This window comes from Flavobacterium sp. AC267 (genome assembly GCF_979258715.1).
In genome coordinates this window covers 3220807-3236972 of record NZ_OZ409875.1, presented here as the reverse complement: position 1 = coordinate 3236972, position 16166 = coordinate 3220807, and the positions used below count along the sequence as shown (strand labels likewise).

Sequence of the window (16166 nt, the reverse complement as noted above, 5' to 3'; positions counted from 1 at the left end):
GTTTTAAATAAGTCGTTGAATTTCATTTAAATATTGACCCGATAGAATTACTATACAAATATAATAGTATAGTAATCTCTATGATCAGATTTTTTTTATTTCTAAATAATTATGCTTCACTTTTAATTTTATTATCGTAATATTGCAATATTAAATAATAAATTATGGGAGCGACTAAAACAGAACACTTTACAGATGCACAAAATCAAATTGCTGTAATTGCTAAGGCATTGGGACATCCTGCCAGAATCGCCATACTAGAATATTTATTAAAAGTGAATGAATGTATCTGCGGCGATATTGTAAACGAACTGCCCCTTGCACAGCCTACGGTTTCCCAGCATTTGAAAGAACTAAAAAATGCAGGTATCATTAAAGGAAATATTTCTGGAAATTCTATCTGCTATTGTATTGATGAAAAAACAATCGAAATTTTAAATACTTATTTTTTAAATATCACTCAGACTATTTCAAAATCAAAATGCTGTTAAGCATTTTTTTGACTAGATATATCGCAATATTGCATTAAAACGATTAAATAAAAACAACATGAAATTATCAGAAGTAAAACAAATTTTACCAACATTAGAAAATGTTGAATTTCAATTAGAAGACGGCACTTTTGTTCCTGAACATTTCCACGTAACAGAAGTTGGAATTATTAAAAAGAACTTTATAGACTGTGGAGGTGTGATCAGAAATGAAGAAGTGGTAAACTTTCAGCTTTGGAATGCAGACGATTTTGAGCATCGCCTGAAACCAAATAAATTATTGCATATTATTACACTTTCCGAAGATAAGCTTCATATTCAAGATCTTGAAATAGAAGTAGAATATCAAAACGTAACTATTGGCAAGTATGATCTGGATTTTAATGGCAAAAACTTTGTCCTTAAAAACAAAACAACGGCTTGTTTGGCACAAGATGCATGCGGTATTCCAACAGAAAAGCAAAAAATAATTCTAAGAGAAGCAACCGATAATGCTTCTTGCTGTACACCAAATTCTGGATGCTGTTAAGCAATGAAAGAGCTGATCATTAAATATAAAAAACCAATTATCATTACCACTTCTGTTATTGTGCTACAACTTTTTTTGGGTTTGAACCCAAATTTTGTATCATCAACATCATTTGGTTATTCGTTTAAATATGGAAAAGAACATACTAATACTTTGTACGGGAAATAGCTGTAGAAGCCAGATTGCAGAAGGTTATATGAGGCATTTTGCCGGAGATAAAGCAGTTGTATACAGCGCTGGCGTTGAAACTCACGGCGTAAATCCGAAAGCTGTTGCGGCAATGCTGGAAGACGGAATTGACATTTCGAATCACACTTCTAATAATATTGTTGAATACAAGACGATCGACTTTGATTTTGTAATTACGGTTTGCGATAATGCTAAAGAACGCTGTCCGTTTTTTCCAACGAAGGCGCATAAATTTCATTACAATTTCCCAGATCCTGCGAAAGCAACAGGAACAGATTTAGAAATAATGGAACAATTTAGAAGCGTTCGACAATTAATAAAAGACTATTGCGAGGCTTTTGCTAATAATAATTTAAACTGAAAAGAGCTATAATTTCTATTTTTACAAGCTTCGAAGAAGCGAAATATTTATAGAATAAATACCTACAATCTCAAGCTCAAGCGGAGCGACATATAAATTAAAAAAAATGTGTCGCTCCGCTGGAGCTTTTTTTCTTTTGTCGAATTTAAGTTCTATAAATATTTTACCCCGCTGGGGCTTTTGGTTAAAAAATATTTCAATTAATCATGATTTACCATTTGTCTATAAAGCATTAATTGTCCGTTACTATTTCTTTTCCAAACATTTATACTTTTTCCTTTTACATTGCTGCTTTTATCTCCATCACTCCAATCGACGCTGTAATAACCAAATTCGACTATTGCTTTTTTAGTCACAATAACTCCAGAAGTCTTAATTGAAATTTGATCGATGCTTACTGTACCTGGTTTCTCGTGTTCTGTAAAATAGGCTGTAATATCTTTTTCGCCCGATAAAATTGGAGTATAATAGGTTAAATACATCGCATCTGGCATAAACATTTTGGCATGTTCACCACCTAACCTATTCTTTACCAACTGTTTTATTGAAGCGTTTCTTTCTATTACTTCCAAAGTTAATTTATCAGATGAAACAAATTCTTTTGTAACAGAAACTACCGAATCATCTATTTCGGGAATAAATCTGTCATCAAAATAACTGTCTGAGCCCCATATTTCTGCAAAGCAATTGTCATGGGCTTATTTTTGGAAACTTTTTTCCACAAAACCATATATTTTCCTGCATACGTGTATGGTTTTAAGTTTTCGCGTTCCAAATTTTCAGTAAAATTTCCGATTTCCAAAACATAATCTCCGAAATCCTGCAATTCTAAAATGGTTCTTTGGTACGAAGTAACTTTAGCCTGCTTTAGCCATTGTTTGTAGAAATCAGAAATACTTTTGTTTCCTGTTCTCTGCCTGCTGTGTTCTGGCATAAAAATAGTTTGGTCTGTATATGCTTTTGCCAAAGCATCGGCATTGCCTCCAACTAAAGCGGTTGCAAAAGACGAATTATACAATTCAATCTGCTTCTGAATAGTGGCATTTATTTTATTTTCTTGTGCAAAAACACCGAGTGCAAAAAGAAAAAAGGTAAAACTAAATTTGATCATATCGATTTGTATTTAATTCAAAACACAAATATAAAACATTAACAATCAGCAATATAAAAATATTTAGATTTTAGATTGTAGAATTTAGATTGTAGACTTTAGATTGTAGACTTTAGATTGTAGATTGTAGATTGTAGATTTTAGATTGTAGACTTTAGATTTTAGATTGTAGATTTTAGACTTTAGATTTTAGGTAGTAGACGTTAGACTTTTGACTTTTGACTTTTGACTTTTGACTTTTGACTTTTGACTTTAAACTTTTGACTTTAGACTTTAGACTTTAGACTTTAGACTAAACCGCTCCGTTTCTTCAATCAAGTTTTTAATAAGAGTTCCAGTTGAAATTTCGCTGTAACCATTAATAGATTGTCCTGCCCAAATACCTACAAAATCTGGATTTTTAGCCAATTTAGCCGCTTTTCTCAATTCTGCCGTCAATTTATTTTGATATGGATAAGGAAGAATATTAGTTGTATCTTCTACTTTTTCGATAAAAGCATTTTTAATTCCTCGCGCGTATCTGCCAGAAAAGCTTTTAGTCAGCACAATTTCATTTTCTTTTAAATTTCTAAGACGCTGTTTTTCAAAATCTTGTAAAGCACTTTCGTTTGAACCTAAAAACAGACTTCCAATTTGAAAACCATCTGCGCCAAGCATTTTAGCCGCCAATAACGTTTTGGCATTATAAATCCCGCCCGCATAAATTATAGGCGTTTTTACATTTTCAGTTACTTGCGAAAGCAGTGACAGCCCTCCTATTTGCGGAATAGTTTCTTCGAGAAAACTTCCTCTATGCCCGCCCGCTTCAATTCCCTGAACGCAAATAATATCAATACCGCTGTTTTCGAGCATTATAGCTTCCTGAACAGATGTACATGTTCCAATTAAAAGCACATTATTTTCTTTTAATTTTGAAATACTTGAGTTATCTAAATTCCCAAAAGTAAAACTTACAATGCGACAGTTTTCTTGAATAATTACTTCAATCTGATCGTGATAATCTGTTAATTTAATTTCGCTTAAAAGCGGAAAATCTGCCAATAATCCAGATTTTGCTGTAAAGTCTTTTAAAAATGCCTTGGTTTCTTCATAAGTCTGCTTCCAATTTTGGTGTGATGGCATCAATTTTATTCACAAAAATATTTACCGCAAAAGGCTTACCTGTTAACATTTTTGTCGCTCTTATTAATTCGATGCACTTTTCTGCCGGAAGATCTCCAAGTGCCAGCGATCCCAGAACACCTGCATTTGAAGCCGATGTTGCCATTTCTGGAGTTGTAACGCCCAGCATAGGCGCTTGTATAATTGGATAATTAATTTTGAATAGATCGGTTAGATTATTTTTCCATTCCATAACTTTTGATTTTTAATGCGAAAGCGAATCTGCTGACAGTCCCGTACTTCAATACTACATAACAATATAAAGGTAAGTCAGTTTTTTATAGAAAAAGATAAATTTGAGACTAATAGAAGTTAATTTTTCTACAATTATTCCTAAATAATACAATATTTACCATCATAAAATGTTTATATAGAAAGACATAATTCGTCTAATTTTTAATAATTATACCCCAAGATTAATATTTACAAAGTATGAAAAAAATATTTTTGATAACTGCTCTTGCTTCTTTTTCAGTGCAGATTTACGCTCAAGAATTAAATAATAAATTCAAGGCAATTCCGGCAAAAGATCCTGCCGTTAAAGAAGTGATCCCGCCGAAAGAGGTTTCTCCAAAAGAAAATCCGCCGGCAATTGTAGAGAAACCTGCGCCACTACAGGTTAATCCAGATGAACTTTTTAAAGATACAAACCTGTACAAACAGGAATCAAATGTTGAAGGGATCTTTTATAGAAGAAATCAGTTTTTAGGAAATGTCAATACTAATGCTGTTACTTCTACTGTTATGTATCGAGATCTTGCTTTTGTTGATGGCGATAAAGTAAAAGTATATTTGAATGATAAAGTTATTGAACCTGAAGTTTCTTTGGATGGTGAATTTAAAAGCGTGAAAATAAATTTGGTTAAAGGAATAAACAAAATTGACATTGAAGCCTTAAACGAAGGTTTTGCTTCGCCAAATACAGCCGAATTTAAAGTTATCGATGACAAAGGCGCTGTTATTTCTGCCAGCGAATGGAATGTTGGTACAGGTTATAAAGCTGTCATTGTTTTAGTTAAAGAATAATTTATTTATTTTTTAAACACATAGAATTATATATTTAATCCTCGTAAAAGGCGTTTCACTTGCATTAACAAACATAATATTTGTAATGCCTTTTGAATAAATTGTCATAAAAAATACTTAAAACTGCTGACTTCAGCAGTTTTTTATTTGTTTATATGTAGTTAACTACGTAGTTTTGTACCTATATAAAATTTCAAACAAAAATGCAGATTCAGCCCATACAAAATGAATACGAAAAAGAAATCGTAGACCTGATTTTAAATATTCAGCAAAAAGAGTTTAATGTTCCTATTACTATCGAAGATCAGCCAGATTTACTGGAGATTGAGAATTTTTATTTTAAACCTGGAGGAACTTTTTTAGGTGCTTTTATTGATGAAAAACTAGTGGGAACCATTGCTTTGGTAAAATTCAGTCCTGAAGCCGGAGCTATTAGAAAAATGTTTGTAAAGAAGGAATACCGAGGAAAAGAATTTGCTATTGCCCAGCATTTATTGGAGCAATTAATTGCTTACAGCAAAGAAAATGGGATTAAAAACTTATATTTAGGAACTGTTACGATATTGCAGGCGGCTTTGCGTTTTTACGAAAAGAACAATTTTGTAACAATTCCGAAAGAAGCCCTGCCTGTAGATTTTCCAATCATGAAACCAGATAATGTATTCTGCCAATTGCGACTAAATTCGAAGTAATGAATATAATTGATGAAATAGGCATATTAGCCCTCTCGACCCGATTACAACGCCTGAGCGAGCAATTGCGAAAGGACGGAGCACTTGTTTACAAATCTTATGATATTGATTTTGAACCTAAATGGTTTCCTGTTATTTATACGCTTCATATCAAAGAAATGCTCAGCGTTGTAGAAATAGCGGGAGAAATTGGTTACAGCCATCCTTCAACCATAAGTCTGCTAAAGGAATTGGAAAAAGAAAAAATCATCAGTTCGAAAAAAGACAAACTCGACGAACGAAAAAGATTAATTGTTCTTACTCCAAAAGGAAAAGAATTGGTGGTAAAAATGCGACCGGTTTGGAGCGTTATGAAGAATACCTTAAACGAAATCAGCGATAATCAAAACAATCTCCTGAAAGCCATTGAAGAAGCAGAACAAAAGCTAGCCAATCAAGGATTTTTCCAGAGAATATCTGAACTCAAAAGCTGATATTATTGTTTACCAGTAATTCTTTTTCGGTGGTTATATCCCCATTTCGCCAAAGATTCTATTACTTCTTTTAAAGTATGCCCGTATTCCGTCAATTCATATTCGACTGTTATGGGCTGTGTTTTTAAAACTGTTCGTGTAACCAATTGATTTTCTTCGAGGTTTTTTAATTCCCTGCTCAGCATTTTACCCGAAATCCCTTCGACTTCGCGCAGTAAATCGGTAAATCGTAAAGTATTAAAACATAAGGAGGCTATAATGGAAATTTTCCATCTTCCGTTCAAAATATACATGGCATCATGCACTGACATAATATGCTGTGTGCATTTTTTTTGATCGTGTTCTGGTTCTTTTATCATAAAATGTTAGTGAGTTACCTCGATGTTACAGTTACTTTTGGTAATAAGATGACAAAAATACACTTAAAGTTTTTACATTTGGATAGAATTTTAATCAATTGAAAAAAATGGCCTTAATAGATGCACTAAAGTGGCGTTACGCTACAAAAAAAATGAACGGACAAGCTGTTCCGCAAGAAAAAGTAGATTACATTCTTGAAGCGACACAATTGGCTCCTTCCTCTTCTGGATTACAACCGTACAAAGTTTTTGTAATCACGAACCAAGAATTAAAAGAAAAACTAAGAGCGGTAAGTTTTGACCAAAGTCAAGTTACAGATGCTTCTCACGTATTAATCTGGGTCGCTTGGGACGGTTACAGTTTAGAAAAAATATCTGCTGTATTTGATAGAACTATTGCTGAAAGAGGAATTCCTGCAGATGCGATGGACGAATACAAAGCAAGACTTTGGGGAATGTACGAACCTCTTGGTCAAGAATGGCATGCTAATCACGCGACGAAACAAGCTTATATCTCATTTGGTGTTGCTGTAGGCTGCTGCGGCAGAACAACAAGTTGACACTACACCAATGGAAGGTTTTATTCCTGCTGAAGTGGATAAACTTTTAGGTTTAAGCGAACTTGGTCTTAAAAGTGTTTTAGTTTTACCTCTTGGTTATAGAGACGAAGCTAACGACTGGCTGGTAAACTTGAAAAAAGTGAGAACACCACAAGACGAATTTATTACAGAAATCAAATAAAAAGAATATTTTTTCTTTGTTAAAATTGCTTCTGAAATTGCAGATAATGCTTTTTCTGAAGCAATTTTTTATTTTAAACATTTCATTTCCAGACGAAATAAATTTCAATTCGATAAATCTTTAAAAAGTGTAATTTTTCAACAGTCGCTTTTTTACGCATCAAATAAAAATAGGTACACAAAGCGGATAATTAAATAATATGTTATAATTAATTTTGCTCATCCAAAACAATTCAATCTTATTTACAACACAATAAAATTCTACATTATGTCAGATTTTTTAACCCAATTTGGTGAAGACCTAAAGAAAAACGTCCCTGGTTTTATCGCCGTTTCTGTAGCTGAAATCGCAAGTGGTATGTCATATTATTCTCATTCTGTTCTTGCAGATTTTGATCCTGAATTAGCATCGGCTTACAATCTTGAAGTAGTGAAAGCTAAAATGAATGCAATTAAGGCTTTAAATCTACAAGGTCAAGTAGTTGACAACATTATGATTACCCTTAGTACTCAAATGCACATCATTGATGTATCAGACAATCAGCAGTATTTTATTTATTTAGCAGTAGACTCTACTAAAGCCAATTTAGGAATGACGAAATCTATTTTAAATAAATACAAAAAAGAAATAGCAACGAAACTGTAGTACCTGTAATTTTTTACCCCAAAAAAGGAATATTCAATTTGAATGTTCCTTTTTTTATACAACAGTTTCACACTTCTATAAAAGTTATATATTTAGGAAAAAAAAGAAGCTGTAAATGGAGCTGAGAACCTACTTTGAAAAATATCCAGATGAAGCTACTTGTATTGAAGAGCTTAAAAATAAACGTTTAGAAAATGGTATCACGTGCAGAAAATGCAGTCATGACGCGCATTCTTTTAGAAGAAATGATTTAAAATTTCAATGCAAAAAATGCGGCAGCAGAATCAGCCTTCGTTCCGGAACGGTCATGGAAAACTCCAACTTGCCTATTCGTTACTGGATGATCTGCATCGAATTAATGACATTAACCCATAGAAAAATGTCTATTCTAAAAATTCAATATCTCTTAGGACACAAACGTTACGAGCCCATCTGGCTAATGGTACAAAAAATACGTTTGGTTATGAAAATTAGAGATGAAAAATACAGACTAAGAGCTTATTCTGAATTTGATCCCGAATTCCTTCAAAAAATTGATACTCTCATGATAAAGAAAAAGATAAAAAGTGCCTCTGATTAGAGGCACTTTTTGTCTTTTAATAATCAAAAATTAAAGATTAAAAATTAAAATCATCATTCATAATTAACCTTTAACAATCAACCATTATTTTTTCTTGTTCTTTTTTGCTTTAGATCTTTTTGCTTTTTTCTTAGCAATCTTTTTTGCTTTTGCTTTATCTTTTGCTTTTTTGGCTTTGTCTTTCTTTTTAGCTTTTGCTTTAAGTTTAGCTTTTTTTGCTTTTTCTTTCTTTTTGTCTTTCGCTTTTTCTTTTCTCTTCGCTACGGTCGCTTTTTTCTTTTTTAGTTTATCTTTTTTCTCAGCTACCTGTTTTTTCTCTTTTTCTTTCATCTTTTTATTCTTCTTTTTAGTTTTAGATTTATTTTCACTTTGTTCTGCCGGCTCCTCAGTTTCTAGCAATACCGCGTTCTCGTCTGTATTTGTTTCTTCAGTAGTCACAGTTTCAGCAGTTTCTTTTGCTTTTTTAGGAGCTCTTTTTGTTTTTGCCTTTGGTTCTGGAATTTCTTCAGTTGCAACTGAGTCGTTTTCCGAATTTAGAGCTGGATTTTGCTCGTTTTCATCTCTAGAAATAACTGGATTAGCATCTACCTCTTGATCGAGCTCATTCGTAAGTACGTTTTTCGTCATTATTATCTTAATTTTTAGAATTTATTTTAATCAAATTTGAATTATGCTAATTTTTAATATTACCAAATTGTTAAATTAACATTAAAAAATAATAACCAAAGATAGACGTAAATACACATTCGCCAATGTTAAGTTTTTAATTCCCACTAAAAATCAAACTCAAACAACTAAAAAACAACAAGTTACCCAATGTTAAGTTTTTTACTCCTAAATTTTTAAAAGACAAACAAGCTTTTACGAGCCTTTAAAAAGTCGGTTGATTGTAAAGAAATCAACAGTATTTTGCATAATTTCGTCTTGCTTTCTTAAAAAGTTAGCTCCAATCTATGTTTTTATTAAAATGCACGACAGTTTAGAATACCAATCAATTCAGCCCAGTCCAAATCTTTCCGATTTTGTGGACAGCTTTTGGTTTGTACGAAATATTTCTGATCAAACTTTAGAAACTATTGGTCTTCCTGACGGTCGCATTGATTTATCCTTATTTGAATCATCGGACGAAGCTTTTAGAATTACGCTTTTAGGCTTAGGAACAAAACAGTATGAAAAAGGGAGAATTCCTGCCAACAGCCTTTCATTTGTAATTAGTTTTAAACTTCCTGCGGCTGAATATATTCTTCATGAATCTATCGCGACTCTTGTAAATTCTGCGAAAGCACTGGAAACTGATTTTTGGAACTTCAATAAAAATGATTTAGAAAATTTTGAATTGTTCTGCCAAAAGGCGTCACTCAAACTTGAATCCTTATTAGTAAAAGAGCTAGACAGTCGAAAACAGAAGCTATTCAGCCTCATCTATAAAACCAAAGGAGCGATGAGTGTAAAAGATTTGTCCGAACAATCCAATTGGAGCAGTCGTCAGATTAACCGTTATTTTCAGCAGTATTTCGGAATTTCACTAAAAGAGTATTGCTCCATTCTGCGTTTTAGAGCTTCATTGGAACATATTGCAAAAGGAAAACTTTTTCCAGAAGAAAACTTTTCAGACCAAACGCATTTTATAAAAGAGATCAAAAAAATTTCAGGCTCGCTTCCGAAAGAATTGTTTCAAAACAAAAATGACCGATTTATACTATTATCAGCCCTTTCGTCACAATAATTTTGCTGCATAGATTTTAAAAATTAAACTATGCTTTTACAAAATAAACAAGTTGCCATTGTTGGCGGCGGAATGGGCGGTTTACTCCTTGCCCGACTTTTACAAATGAAAAACATTAATGTGAAAGTTTACGAAAGAGACCTCAATCCGGAAGTTCGCGTACAAGGTTCTCCATTAGATTTGCATGAAGATTCGGGTTTAAAAGCCATGAAACAGGCCAATCTGTTACATGAATTTTACGCTGATATTCGCCCCAATGCTAGTAAAGCGCGTATTTTGGATAAAGATTTTCAACTGCATTTTGACGAACACAATATCGAAAAAGCGGCTCTGAAATCCATTTCAGAAACCAATAAAGATTCGCTGGAAAACATTTCAAAACCGCGTCCAGAAATAGATCGTGCCGTGCTTCGAAACATTTTATTGAATTCGCTTCTGCCTGAAACTATGGTTTGGGACAGCCAGTTTCTTTCTATGGAAAAAGAAAATACGGGCTGGAAATTACATTTAAAAATGGAAATACTGTTTTTGCCGATTTAGTAATTCTCGCAGATGGCGCAAATTCTAAAGTTCGTGCTTATCTAAGTACAGAAAAACCAATTTATTCTGGAATTACGATGATTGAAGGCACGATATATAACGCCCAACAAAATGCTCCAGATCTTTTTGAGTTTTCAAAAGACGGAAAAGTACTGGCCATCAGCAACGAACAAACTATCATGTACGGCACAAAAGGTGATGGATCACTCATGTTTCTGCTAAGCAGTAAAATACCAGAGAAATGGCTGGCAGAAAATGATTTAGATTTTAAAGACAATCAAAAGATTTTTGAATGGTTTAAAGAGATCTATTCTGAATGGAGTCCGAAATGGCATGAACTTTTTAAGAGCAGTGAATTGCATTTTATCCCGCGTCCGCAGTATTATTTTCCTGTAAATCAAACTTGGAAAACCCAACATAATATTACGATGATTGGAGACGTCGCGCATCGCATGCCTCCATTTGCTGGTAAAGGAGCTAATCTTGCCCTGCTTGATGCGACTGAATTGGCTGATTTTCTAACTAGTGATCAATTTAATGACATAAAAACTGCTCTTTCCCATTTTGAAAAACGAATGCTCGATCGAGTCGCAATCGCTACAAAAGATACTCTGGAGAATGGTGAACGTATCCATTCTAAAAATGCTTTAGCCCAGCTAGTTTCCATATTCAAAAGAACAAATTAAACATAATCTATTTTATTTCAATCAATTACATTTATTTTAATTAAATTTACAAGTACCACAAATAGTAAGATTTAAAAATTTTTACAGCCAGAATATAAGTTTCACTACAAAATTTATAACTATGAGGCATTTTCTTTCCCTAGTCTTTTTTGCAGTTTTCATTACATTTTCTTTTGGACAAAACACAAATTATTCTGTTCCCAAAAAAGCGAAAGAAAAGAAAATAGAATTAAGAGTAATGCCTTATTTAAGTTACAATAGGAATCTCGATTTTATGTTTGGTGCCATTCCTATGGCGATGTACAGAGTAAATCATACGGATACCATTGCGCCAAAATCATTATCCGGAATGTCTGCCATTTACACGACAAACAAATCTTATTTCTTGGCTTTCTTTAATAAATGGTATTTGAATGAAGATAAATGGCGTTTGAAATTGTTCTTTTTTACAGGAAATCAGAATTCGCAATTTTTTGTAGATGATATTGATCAGCCCGATTTTTACGATTACGGAACCAAAACCACGATTCTAAGTGTTGGCGGACAACGCAAGGTTTTCGGACAGTTTTACGCGGGCCTCTCCTACACTTACGCACATTACAATACGGTTTATGAAGATGATATTTCGCCATCTTCCATTTCGCACAGTAATGCTTTGGTTGTAAATTTATTATACGATACGAGAGATGCTGTTTATTATCCTACTAAAGGCTATAAAATTAGATTGGACTGGTCCACATATCCGAAATTCCTAGATAATGAGCTGGCCTCCAATCGTGTTTCAGCTGCAGGCCAATAAATACTTTCCCAGCCGAAACGATAAAGACGTGATTGCTGTTCGTTTATACGGCAAATTCGGACTCGGAGATGTGGCTTTTGAACAGCAAAGCACTATTGGTGGTACTGATATTCGAGGCTATTCTGAAGGCAAATACCGTGGTTCTGGTTTAATAGACATCCAAGGAGAATATCGTTACAATTTTGGAGAAAAAATGGGACTGGTTGGTTTTGCAGGTCTTGCCACTATTTACGGATCTGACACTCCAAGCTTTGATTGGAAACTTTACCCAGGCGCTGGAGTTGGATACCGCTACAATCCGTTTAAAAAATCAAAATTTAATGTAGGTTTAGATGGTGCAGTGGGTAAAGGAGACTGGGGCGTTTATTTTAGAATTGGCGAAGCTTTCTAATCTTTTTCTTTTAAATCATTGAAGTTTAACACACATCCATTCACCTTTCATAATCAATTGATCTCCAGAAAAAGCTTCTCCAGATTGCTTTATAATTTTTTCACTTAAGCGGATATTCTTTACTACAAATTTAACCAGTTTATCAAATTCAACACCCGCAAAGAATTCAATTTTATCCATACTCACCAAGCCAAAAACACCATCTGCAATACCTAGTAACTTTACACCGGCGCCTCCGCATTGCGCCATTGCCTCTATCAGAATAGTTCCTGGAACGTAATTAAAATCTGGAGAACTTCCTTGAAGCCAGCTGTCTTCCTGCGTAAAAGTATTTAAACCGATAATTGTTTCGGTGGTATAAGATATAATTTCATCAACAAATAAAAATGGGGCTCTGTGCGGAATTAAATCTTCTATTTTTGGATTCATGTTTTGTAATTTTCAACAATTTACGAATCTGAACCGAAATAGACAATATTTTAAGGCATATCTCGACTAAATACAAATTAAAAACGGGCAGTAAATCCCAAATAAAAGAGATATTTTACACATCGCTTTTCTCGTTATTAACTCTAAAATCATCAGAATCATTATTTTAAGCGAACAAAACTTACCACGTCAGCTTCGATTTTATTGTCTTTGAAATTTTATTGATAATTCCTGCTTTTTCTTTGGCGAAATATCGTTAATAATAAAAATAGATAGACTGTCAATTTAATTCTGTTACAGAAAAATGGTATCAACAAACTACTGGCTGTATTTTAATTACTTTAATCAACGAAAACAATAAAACCGACTTCGGCCTTGTAATTAAATATTAAAGGCTTAAAATGACTTAAAACAATTCAGATAATCTAAAATTAAAGTCCCCCTAACTTTTACACAAAGCATCTTCATTTTTAAACTTAACATTTAAACTTCAATTGAAGCATTCTACTCTTTTAAATCCACCGACTTTCAATCATGAAAACTTCTCAAATCAATATTTTTTTGCGATTTGTATTTAGGGCAAAATAAATTCGATTATTACAGAAAAACTGTGCACTTACCAAAAGTATTTTTAGACTTCATTTTAGCCATTTTTTCTCTTAAAAACAGCAGATTAAAACGTAAAACAGTTTCATGCTATCAAATTTATGTTCAATTTTTATACTTAAACTTTTAATTAAAACAAATAAACATTAATATCTAAAAATCAATTATTTAAACAAACACTATAGATAAAATTTATAGCTAAAAATTAACAAAAAAACATCGAAAACACATCTAATCTTACGCTTGATTAAAGCGAAAGAAAATCAATTTTAGATCTCACTTTAAACTCCTTAAAAAACACACTTAACATTACTTTGGAAGCAGGAAAGTAACCCAAAAAAACTACAACACAACTCCCTTCCTATTTTGAAGCTACTTTGAGTAATTAGAAGCATACGAAAAGCAATTCCTTTTCGTATGATTAGTTATTTTCTCAGTTAAATATTCTGTCAATTAAATTATTTTAAATAGCATATATTAAAAACATATAAACATCTATTCCAATATATTAAATCGAATCATATAAAGCATTAGATTACAATTAATAACTTTAATTATTACTGTATCTATAAAACCATTTTTCATCATTATCTAAAGCCTAGTTATGATAAAAAATTCTGCTTTTAAATTGTAAATACTATTTCGCGATAAGAACTACCTAATTCCTAGTAATTGGTATAGCTCTTCCTTTTTATTGAGTGCGGCAGAAATTATTTTTCCGTCGATTAATTCGACTACATTTCCGTTCAGGCTTCGAACGGCTTCTAGATTTAAACAATTTAATTTTTAATTTTTGAAGATCAAAAAAGCCCTAAACTTTTGGTTCAGGGCTTTATACAAATTGTATATTTTAATTAAAATAATTTAGTCCCATTTAGTAGTGTGGGAAACTGCATATTTACCAGAACCAGTAAAAAACAAGGTCTGCAGCACCTAAAAGATACAGCATCAGTAATTCGTTTGCATAACCTCCGTGTTCGCTGATTGAGAAAATGTCCTGAGCGTGAGCTGTTGCAATTGCCACTACACAAGTTATTGCCAAAAGAACAGCGACAATTCTCGTTCTGAATCCTAATAAAATAGCGATTGGTGCTAAAACTTCACCAATGTAGACAGCATATCCAAATGCGCCCATATTTTCAACCAGAAATGAAATACCATGAATAAGCTTGGCAATACCATGAAAAAGCATCAATCCACCAACGCTTATGCGCAATACTAATAATCCTAAGTCTGTGTTTTTTGAAATCATAACAATTTAAGTTTTGGGTTTAAAATTTACTTACATTTTGACTTGTAAGGCAACGAAAATACAAAAATTTGTTATGTTGTAAAACGTATTATTTAAAATAATTCTAAATAAATATTTTAAGCACTTCTACGCGCTTTTTCAAAAAAGACTTAAAACTTAATGGCAATTTTTCCAATCGTTTTGCCCGATTCCAAAAGCTCGTGTGCTTTCTTTACATTTTCAGCTGTAAATCCTTTTAGGGTTACATTTAGAGTTGTTTTCAAAATCCCTTCATCTAATAAATCGGCAACTTTATTCAAAATGTGATGCTGTTCAATCATGTCTTCTGTTTGATACATGGAACGGGTGTACATCAATTCCCAAGAAAAAGAAACGCTTTTACTTTTCAATTTATTTAAAATAATTGGTTCACTGCTTCCTGTAATGGATGCGATATGGCCTTGAGGTTTAATTAATTCAACCATTATATCCCAATAGGCATTGGTGTCTACAAAATCTAAAATAAAATCAACATGCTCAAAACCAGCTTTGCGAACAGAAGAAATCAAATCTTTATGATCGACTACAAAGTCGGCTCCCTGCTTTTTGCACCAATCAATTGTTTCTGGACGCGACGCTGTTGCAATAACAGTTAACCCAGCGATTTTCTTTGCCAATTGAATAGCAATGGAACCCACTCCGCCTGCGCCGCCAATAATTAAAATTGATTTTCCTTTGTCTTTTTCAGCGCTGATTCTAATTCTGTCAAACAAAATTTCCCAAGCTGTCAAAGCTGTTAACGGAATAACTGCCGCTTCCTGAATACTCAATGATGTTGGTTTTCTGCCTACAATTCGTTCATCTATAATTTGGTATTCGGCATTACTTCCTTGTTTAGTAATATCTCCAGCATAATACACCAAATCTCCAACTTCAAATAAGGTCACTTTTTCTCCAACTGCCTGAACAATCCCAACAGCGTCCCAGCCAATAATTTTTGGTGTTTCTAAAACTGTATCTTTTGCACTGCTCTGACGAACTTTAAAATCGACTGGATTTACTGAAATAGCATCAATTTTTACTAATAAATCGCGAGCGCCAGGTATGGGTTTTGCAGTTTCAAATTCAATAAAACTTTCTGAGTTTTCTATGGGTAGTGATGTTTTGAATCCTATAGCTTTCATATGTTTATGAGTTTTTTAATTTTAATATCATAACAAAGATACGAGCTGTTTAACTCTTAATTGTGGTATATTTCTATACTATATTGGTAAAAATTTGACTTTTTTGTCACGCAGAATTAGCTTTTAAATTTTACACATAGCGTTATCTATTTTGAAGACTGGCGACTTTGTCAAAGTTTTAAACTTTGACAAAGCGCTACACATTTAAATAAGCTT

The 16166-nt window shown here is 32.9% G+C and carries 21 protein-coding genes and 2 pseudogenes; 15 read left to right on the top strand and 8 right to left on the bottom strand.

Annotated features, from left to right (window positions below; genetic code table 11):
* Positions 1-164 precede the first annotated feature (164 nt).
* The 3 genes from ACZZ95_RS16960 to ACZZ95_RS16950 all read left to right on the top strand — a co-directional run bounded on the left by ACZZ95_RS16960 (position 165) and on the right by ACZZ95_RS16950 (position 1570).
* A complete protein-coding gene (locus ACZZ95_RS16960) occupies positions 165-491 on the top strand; it encodes an ArsR/SmtB family transcription factor (RefSeq protein WP_463469912.1) in 327 nt (108 codons plus the stop codon).
* 58 nt (positions 492-549) lie between these two features.
* Positions 550-1020 carry a DUF6428 family protein gene (locus ACZZ95_RS16955; protein WP_463469911.1) on the top strand — a complete coding sequence of 157 codons (471 nt, stop codon included), beginning with the start codon at positions 550-552 and terminating at the stop codon, positions 1018-1020.
* Positions 1021-1150: 130 nt separating this feature from the next.
* Positions 1151-1570 (top strand): arsenate reductase ArsC, encoded by a 420-nt coding sequence (locus ACZZ95_RS16950; RefSeq protein WP_463469910.1) that lies wholly within the window; start codon positions 1151-1153, stop codon positions 1568-1570.
* A 200-nt stretch (positions 1571-1770) separates the two neighbouring features.
* Here the strand turns inward: ACZZ95_RS16950 and ACZZ95_RS16945 are convergent, their stop codons facing one another.
* The 3 genes and pseudogenes from ACZZ95_RS16945 to ACZZ95_RS16935 all read right to left on the bottom strand — a co-directional run bounded on the left by ACZZ95_RS16945 (position 1771) and on the right by ACZZ95_RS16935 (position 3972).
* Positions 1771-2142 (bottom strand): nuclear transport factor 2 family protein, encoded by a 372-nt coding sequence (locus tag ACZZ95_RS16945; protein ID WP_463469909.1) that lies wholly within the window; start codon positions 2140-2142, stop codon positions 1771-1773.
* Between the two features lie 53 nt (positions 2143-2195).
* Positions 2196-2681, bottom strand: coding sequence for a YybH family protein (locus tag ACZZ95_RS16940; protein WP_463469908.1), 486 nt, complete (start codon positions 2679-2681; stop codon positions 2196-2198).
* 273 nt (positions 2682-2954) lie between these two features.
* A pseudogene (locus ACZZ95_RS16935) lies at positions 2955-3972 on the bottom strand (NAD(P)H-dependent flavin oxidoreductase).
* A gap of 302 nt (positions 3973-4274) precedes the next feature.
* Between ACZZ95_RS16935 and ACZZ95_RS16930 the strand changes: the two are divergent.
* The 3 genes from ACZZ95_RS16930 to ACZZ95_RS16920 all read left to right on the top strand — a co-directional run bounded on the left by ACZZ95_RS16930 (position 4275) and on the right by ACZZ95_RS16920 (position 6033).
* Positions 4275-4868: a hypothetical protein gene (locus tag ACZZ95_RS16930; protein WP_463469907.1), complete on the top strand. Its 594-nt coding sequence runs from the start codon at positions 4275-4277 to the stop codon at positions 4866-4868.
* Positions 4869-5071: 203 nt separating this feature from the next.
* Positions 5072-5560 carry a GNAT family N-acetyltransferase gene (locus tag ACZZ95_RS16925; protein WP_463469906.1) on the top strand — a complete coding sequence of 163 codons (489 nt, stop codon included), beginning with the start codon at positions 5072-5074 and terminating at the stop codon, positions 5558-5560.
* Positions 5560-6033, top strand: a complete 474-nt coding sequence (locus ACZZ95_RS16920) for a MarR family winged helix-turn-helix transcriptional regulator (RefSeq protein ID WP_463469905.1) — start codon at positions 5560-5562, stop codon at positions 6031-6033. The genes ACZZ95_RS16925 and ACZZ95_RS16920 overlap by 1 nt, the downstream gene beginning before the upstream one ends.
* A gap of 2 nt (positions 6034-6035) precedes the next feature.
* On the opposite strand, the gene ACZZ95_RS16915 is transcribed toward ACZZ95_RS16920, so the two are convergent.
* Positions 6036-6392 (bottom strand): winged helix-turn-helix transcriptional regulator, encoded by a 357-nt coding sequence (locus ACZZ95_RS16915; protein ID WP_463469904.1) that lies wholly within the window; start codon positions 6390-6392, stop codon positions 6036-6038.
* A 107-nt stretch (positions 6393-6499) separates the two neighbouring features.
* Between ACZZ95_RS16915 and ACZZ95_RS16910 the strand changes: the two genes are divergently transcribed.
* The 4 genes and pseudogenes from ACZZ95_RS16910 to ACZZ95_RS16895 all read left to right on the top strand — a co-directional run.
* Entirely contained in the window at positions 6500-6952 is a 453-nt protein-coding gene (locus ACZZ95_RS16910; RefSeq protein WP_463469903.1) for a nitroreductase family protein, read from the top strand.
* A gap of 10 nt (positions 6953-6962) precedes the next feature.
* Positions 6963-7133, top strand: a complete 171-nt coding sequence (locus ACZZ95_RS16905) for a hypothetical protein (RefSeq protein WP_463469902.1) — start codon at positions 6963-6965, stop codon at positions 7131-7133.
* Positions 7134-7400: 267 nt separating this feature from the next.
* Positions 7401-7778, top strand: coding sequence for a hypothetical protein (locus tag ACZZ95_RS16900; RefSeq protein ID WP_095951476.1), 378 nt, complete (start codon positions 7401-7403; stop codon positions 7776-7778).
* A gap of 115 nt (positions 7779-7893) precedes the next feature.
* Positions 7894-8337 (top strand): annotated as a pseudogene (locus ACZZ95_RS16895) (transposase); the annotation flags it as partial.
* Between the two features lie 105 nt (positions 8338-8442).
* Here ACZZ95_RS16895 and ACZZ95_RS16890 read toward each other — a convergent pair.
* A complete protein-coding gene (locus ACZZ95_RS16890) occupies positions 8443-8985 on the bottom strand; it encodes a hypothetical protein (RefSeq protein WP_463469901.1) in 543 nt (180 codons plus the stop codon).
* Between the two features lie 340 nt (positions 8986-9325).
* On the opposite strand from ACZZ95_RS16890, the gene ACZZ95_RS16885 reads away from it, so the two are divergent.
* The 5 genes from ACZZ95_RS16885 to ACZZ95_RS16865 all read left to right on the top strand — a co-directional run bounded on the left by ACZZ95_RS16885 (position 9326) and on the right by ACZZ95_RS16865 (position 12500).
* Positions 9326-10084, top strand: a complete 759-nt coding sequence (locus ACZZ95_RS16885; protein WP_463469900.1) for a helix-turn-helix domain-containing protein — start codon at positions 9326-9328, stop codon at positions 10082-10084.
* Between the two features lie 30 nt (positions 10085-10114).
* Positions 10115-10624, top strand: coding sequence for an NAD(P)-binding protein (locus ACZZ95_RS16880; protein ID WP_463469899.1), 510 nt, complete (start codon positions 10115-10117; stop codon positions 10622-10624).
* A complete protein-coding gene (locus ACZZ95_RS16875; RefSeq protein WP_463469898.1) occupies positions 10537-11310 on the top strand; it encodes an FAD-dependent oxidoreductase in 774 nt (257 codons plus the stop codon). The genes ACZZ95_RS16880 and ACZZ95_RS16875 overlap by 88 nt, the downstream gene beginning before the upstream one ends.
* A 121-nt stretch (positions 11311-11431) precedes the next feature.
* A complete protein-coding gene (locus tag ACZZ95_RS16870; RefSeq protein ID WP_463469897.1) occupies positions 11432-12109 on the top strand; it encodes a BamA/TamA family outer membrane protein in 678 nt (225 codons plus the stop codon).
* A complete protein-coding gene (locus ACZZ95_RS16865) occupies positions 12069-12500 on the top strand; it encodes a hypothetical protein (protein ID WP_463469896.1) in 432 nt (143 codons plus the stop codon). Before ACZZ95_RS16870 ends, ACZZ95_RS16865 begins: the two co-directional genes overlap by 41 nt.
* Positions 12501-12515: 15 nt before the next feature.
* On the opposite strand, the gene ACZZ95_RS16860 is transcribed toward ACZZ95_RS16865, so the two are convergent.
* The 3 genes from ACZZ95_RS16860 to ACZZ95_RS16850 all read right to left on the bottom strand — a co-directional run bounded on the left by ACZZ95_RS16860 (position 12516) and on the right by ACZZ95_RS16850 (position 15950).
* On the bottom strand, positions 12516-12929 hold the full coding sequence (locus tag ACZZ95_RS16860; protein WP_463469895.1) for a hotdog family protein: 414 nt from the start codon (positions 12927-12929) through the stop codon (positions 12516-12518).
* Positions 12930-14433: 1504 nt separating this feature from the next.
* Entirely contained in the window at positions 14434-14787 is a 354-nt protein-coding gene (locus ACZZ95_RS16855; RefSeq protein ID WP_463469894.1) for a DoxX family protein, read from the bottom strand.
* 149 nt (positions 14788-14936) lie between these two features.
* Complete coding sequence (locus ACZZ95_RS16850) at positions 14937-15950, bottom strand: zinc-binding alcohol dehydrogenase family protein (RefSeq protein WP_463469893.1); 1014 nt, start codon at positions 15948-15950, stop codon at positions 14937-14939.
* Positions 15951-16166: the final 216 nt, after the last annotated feature.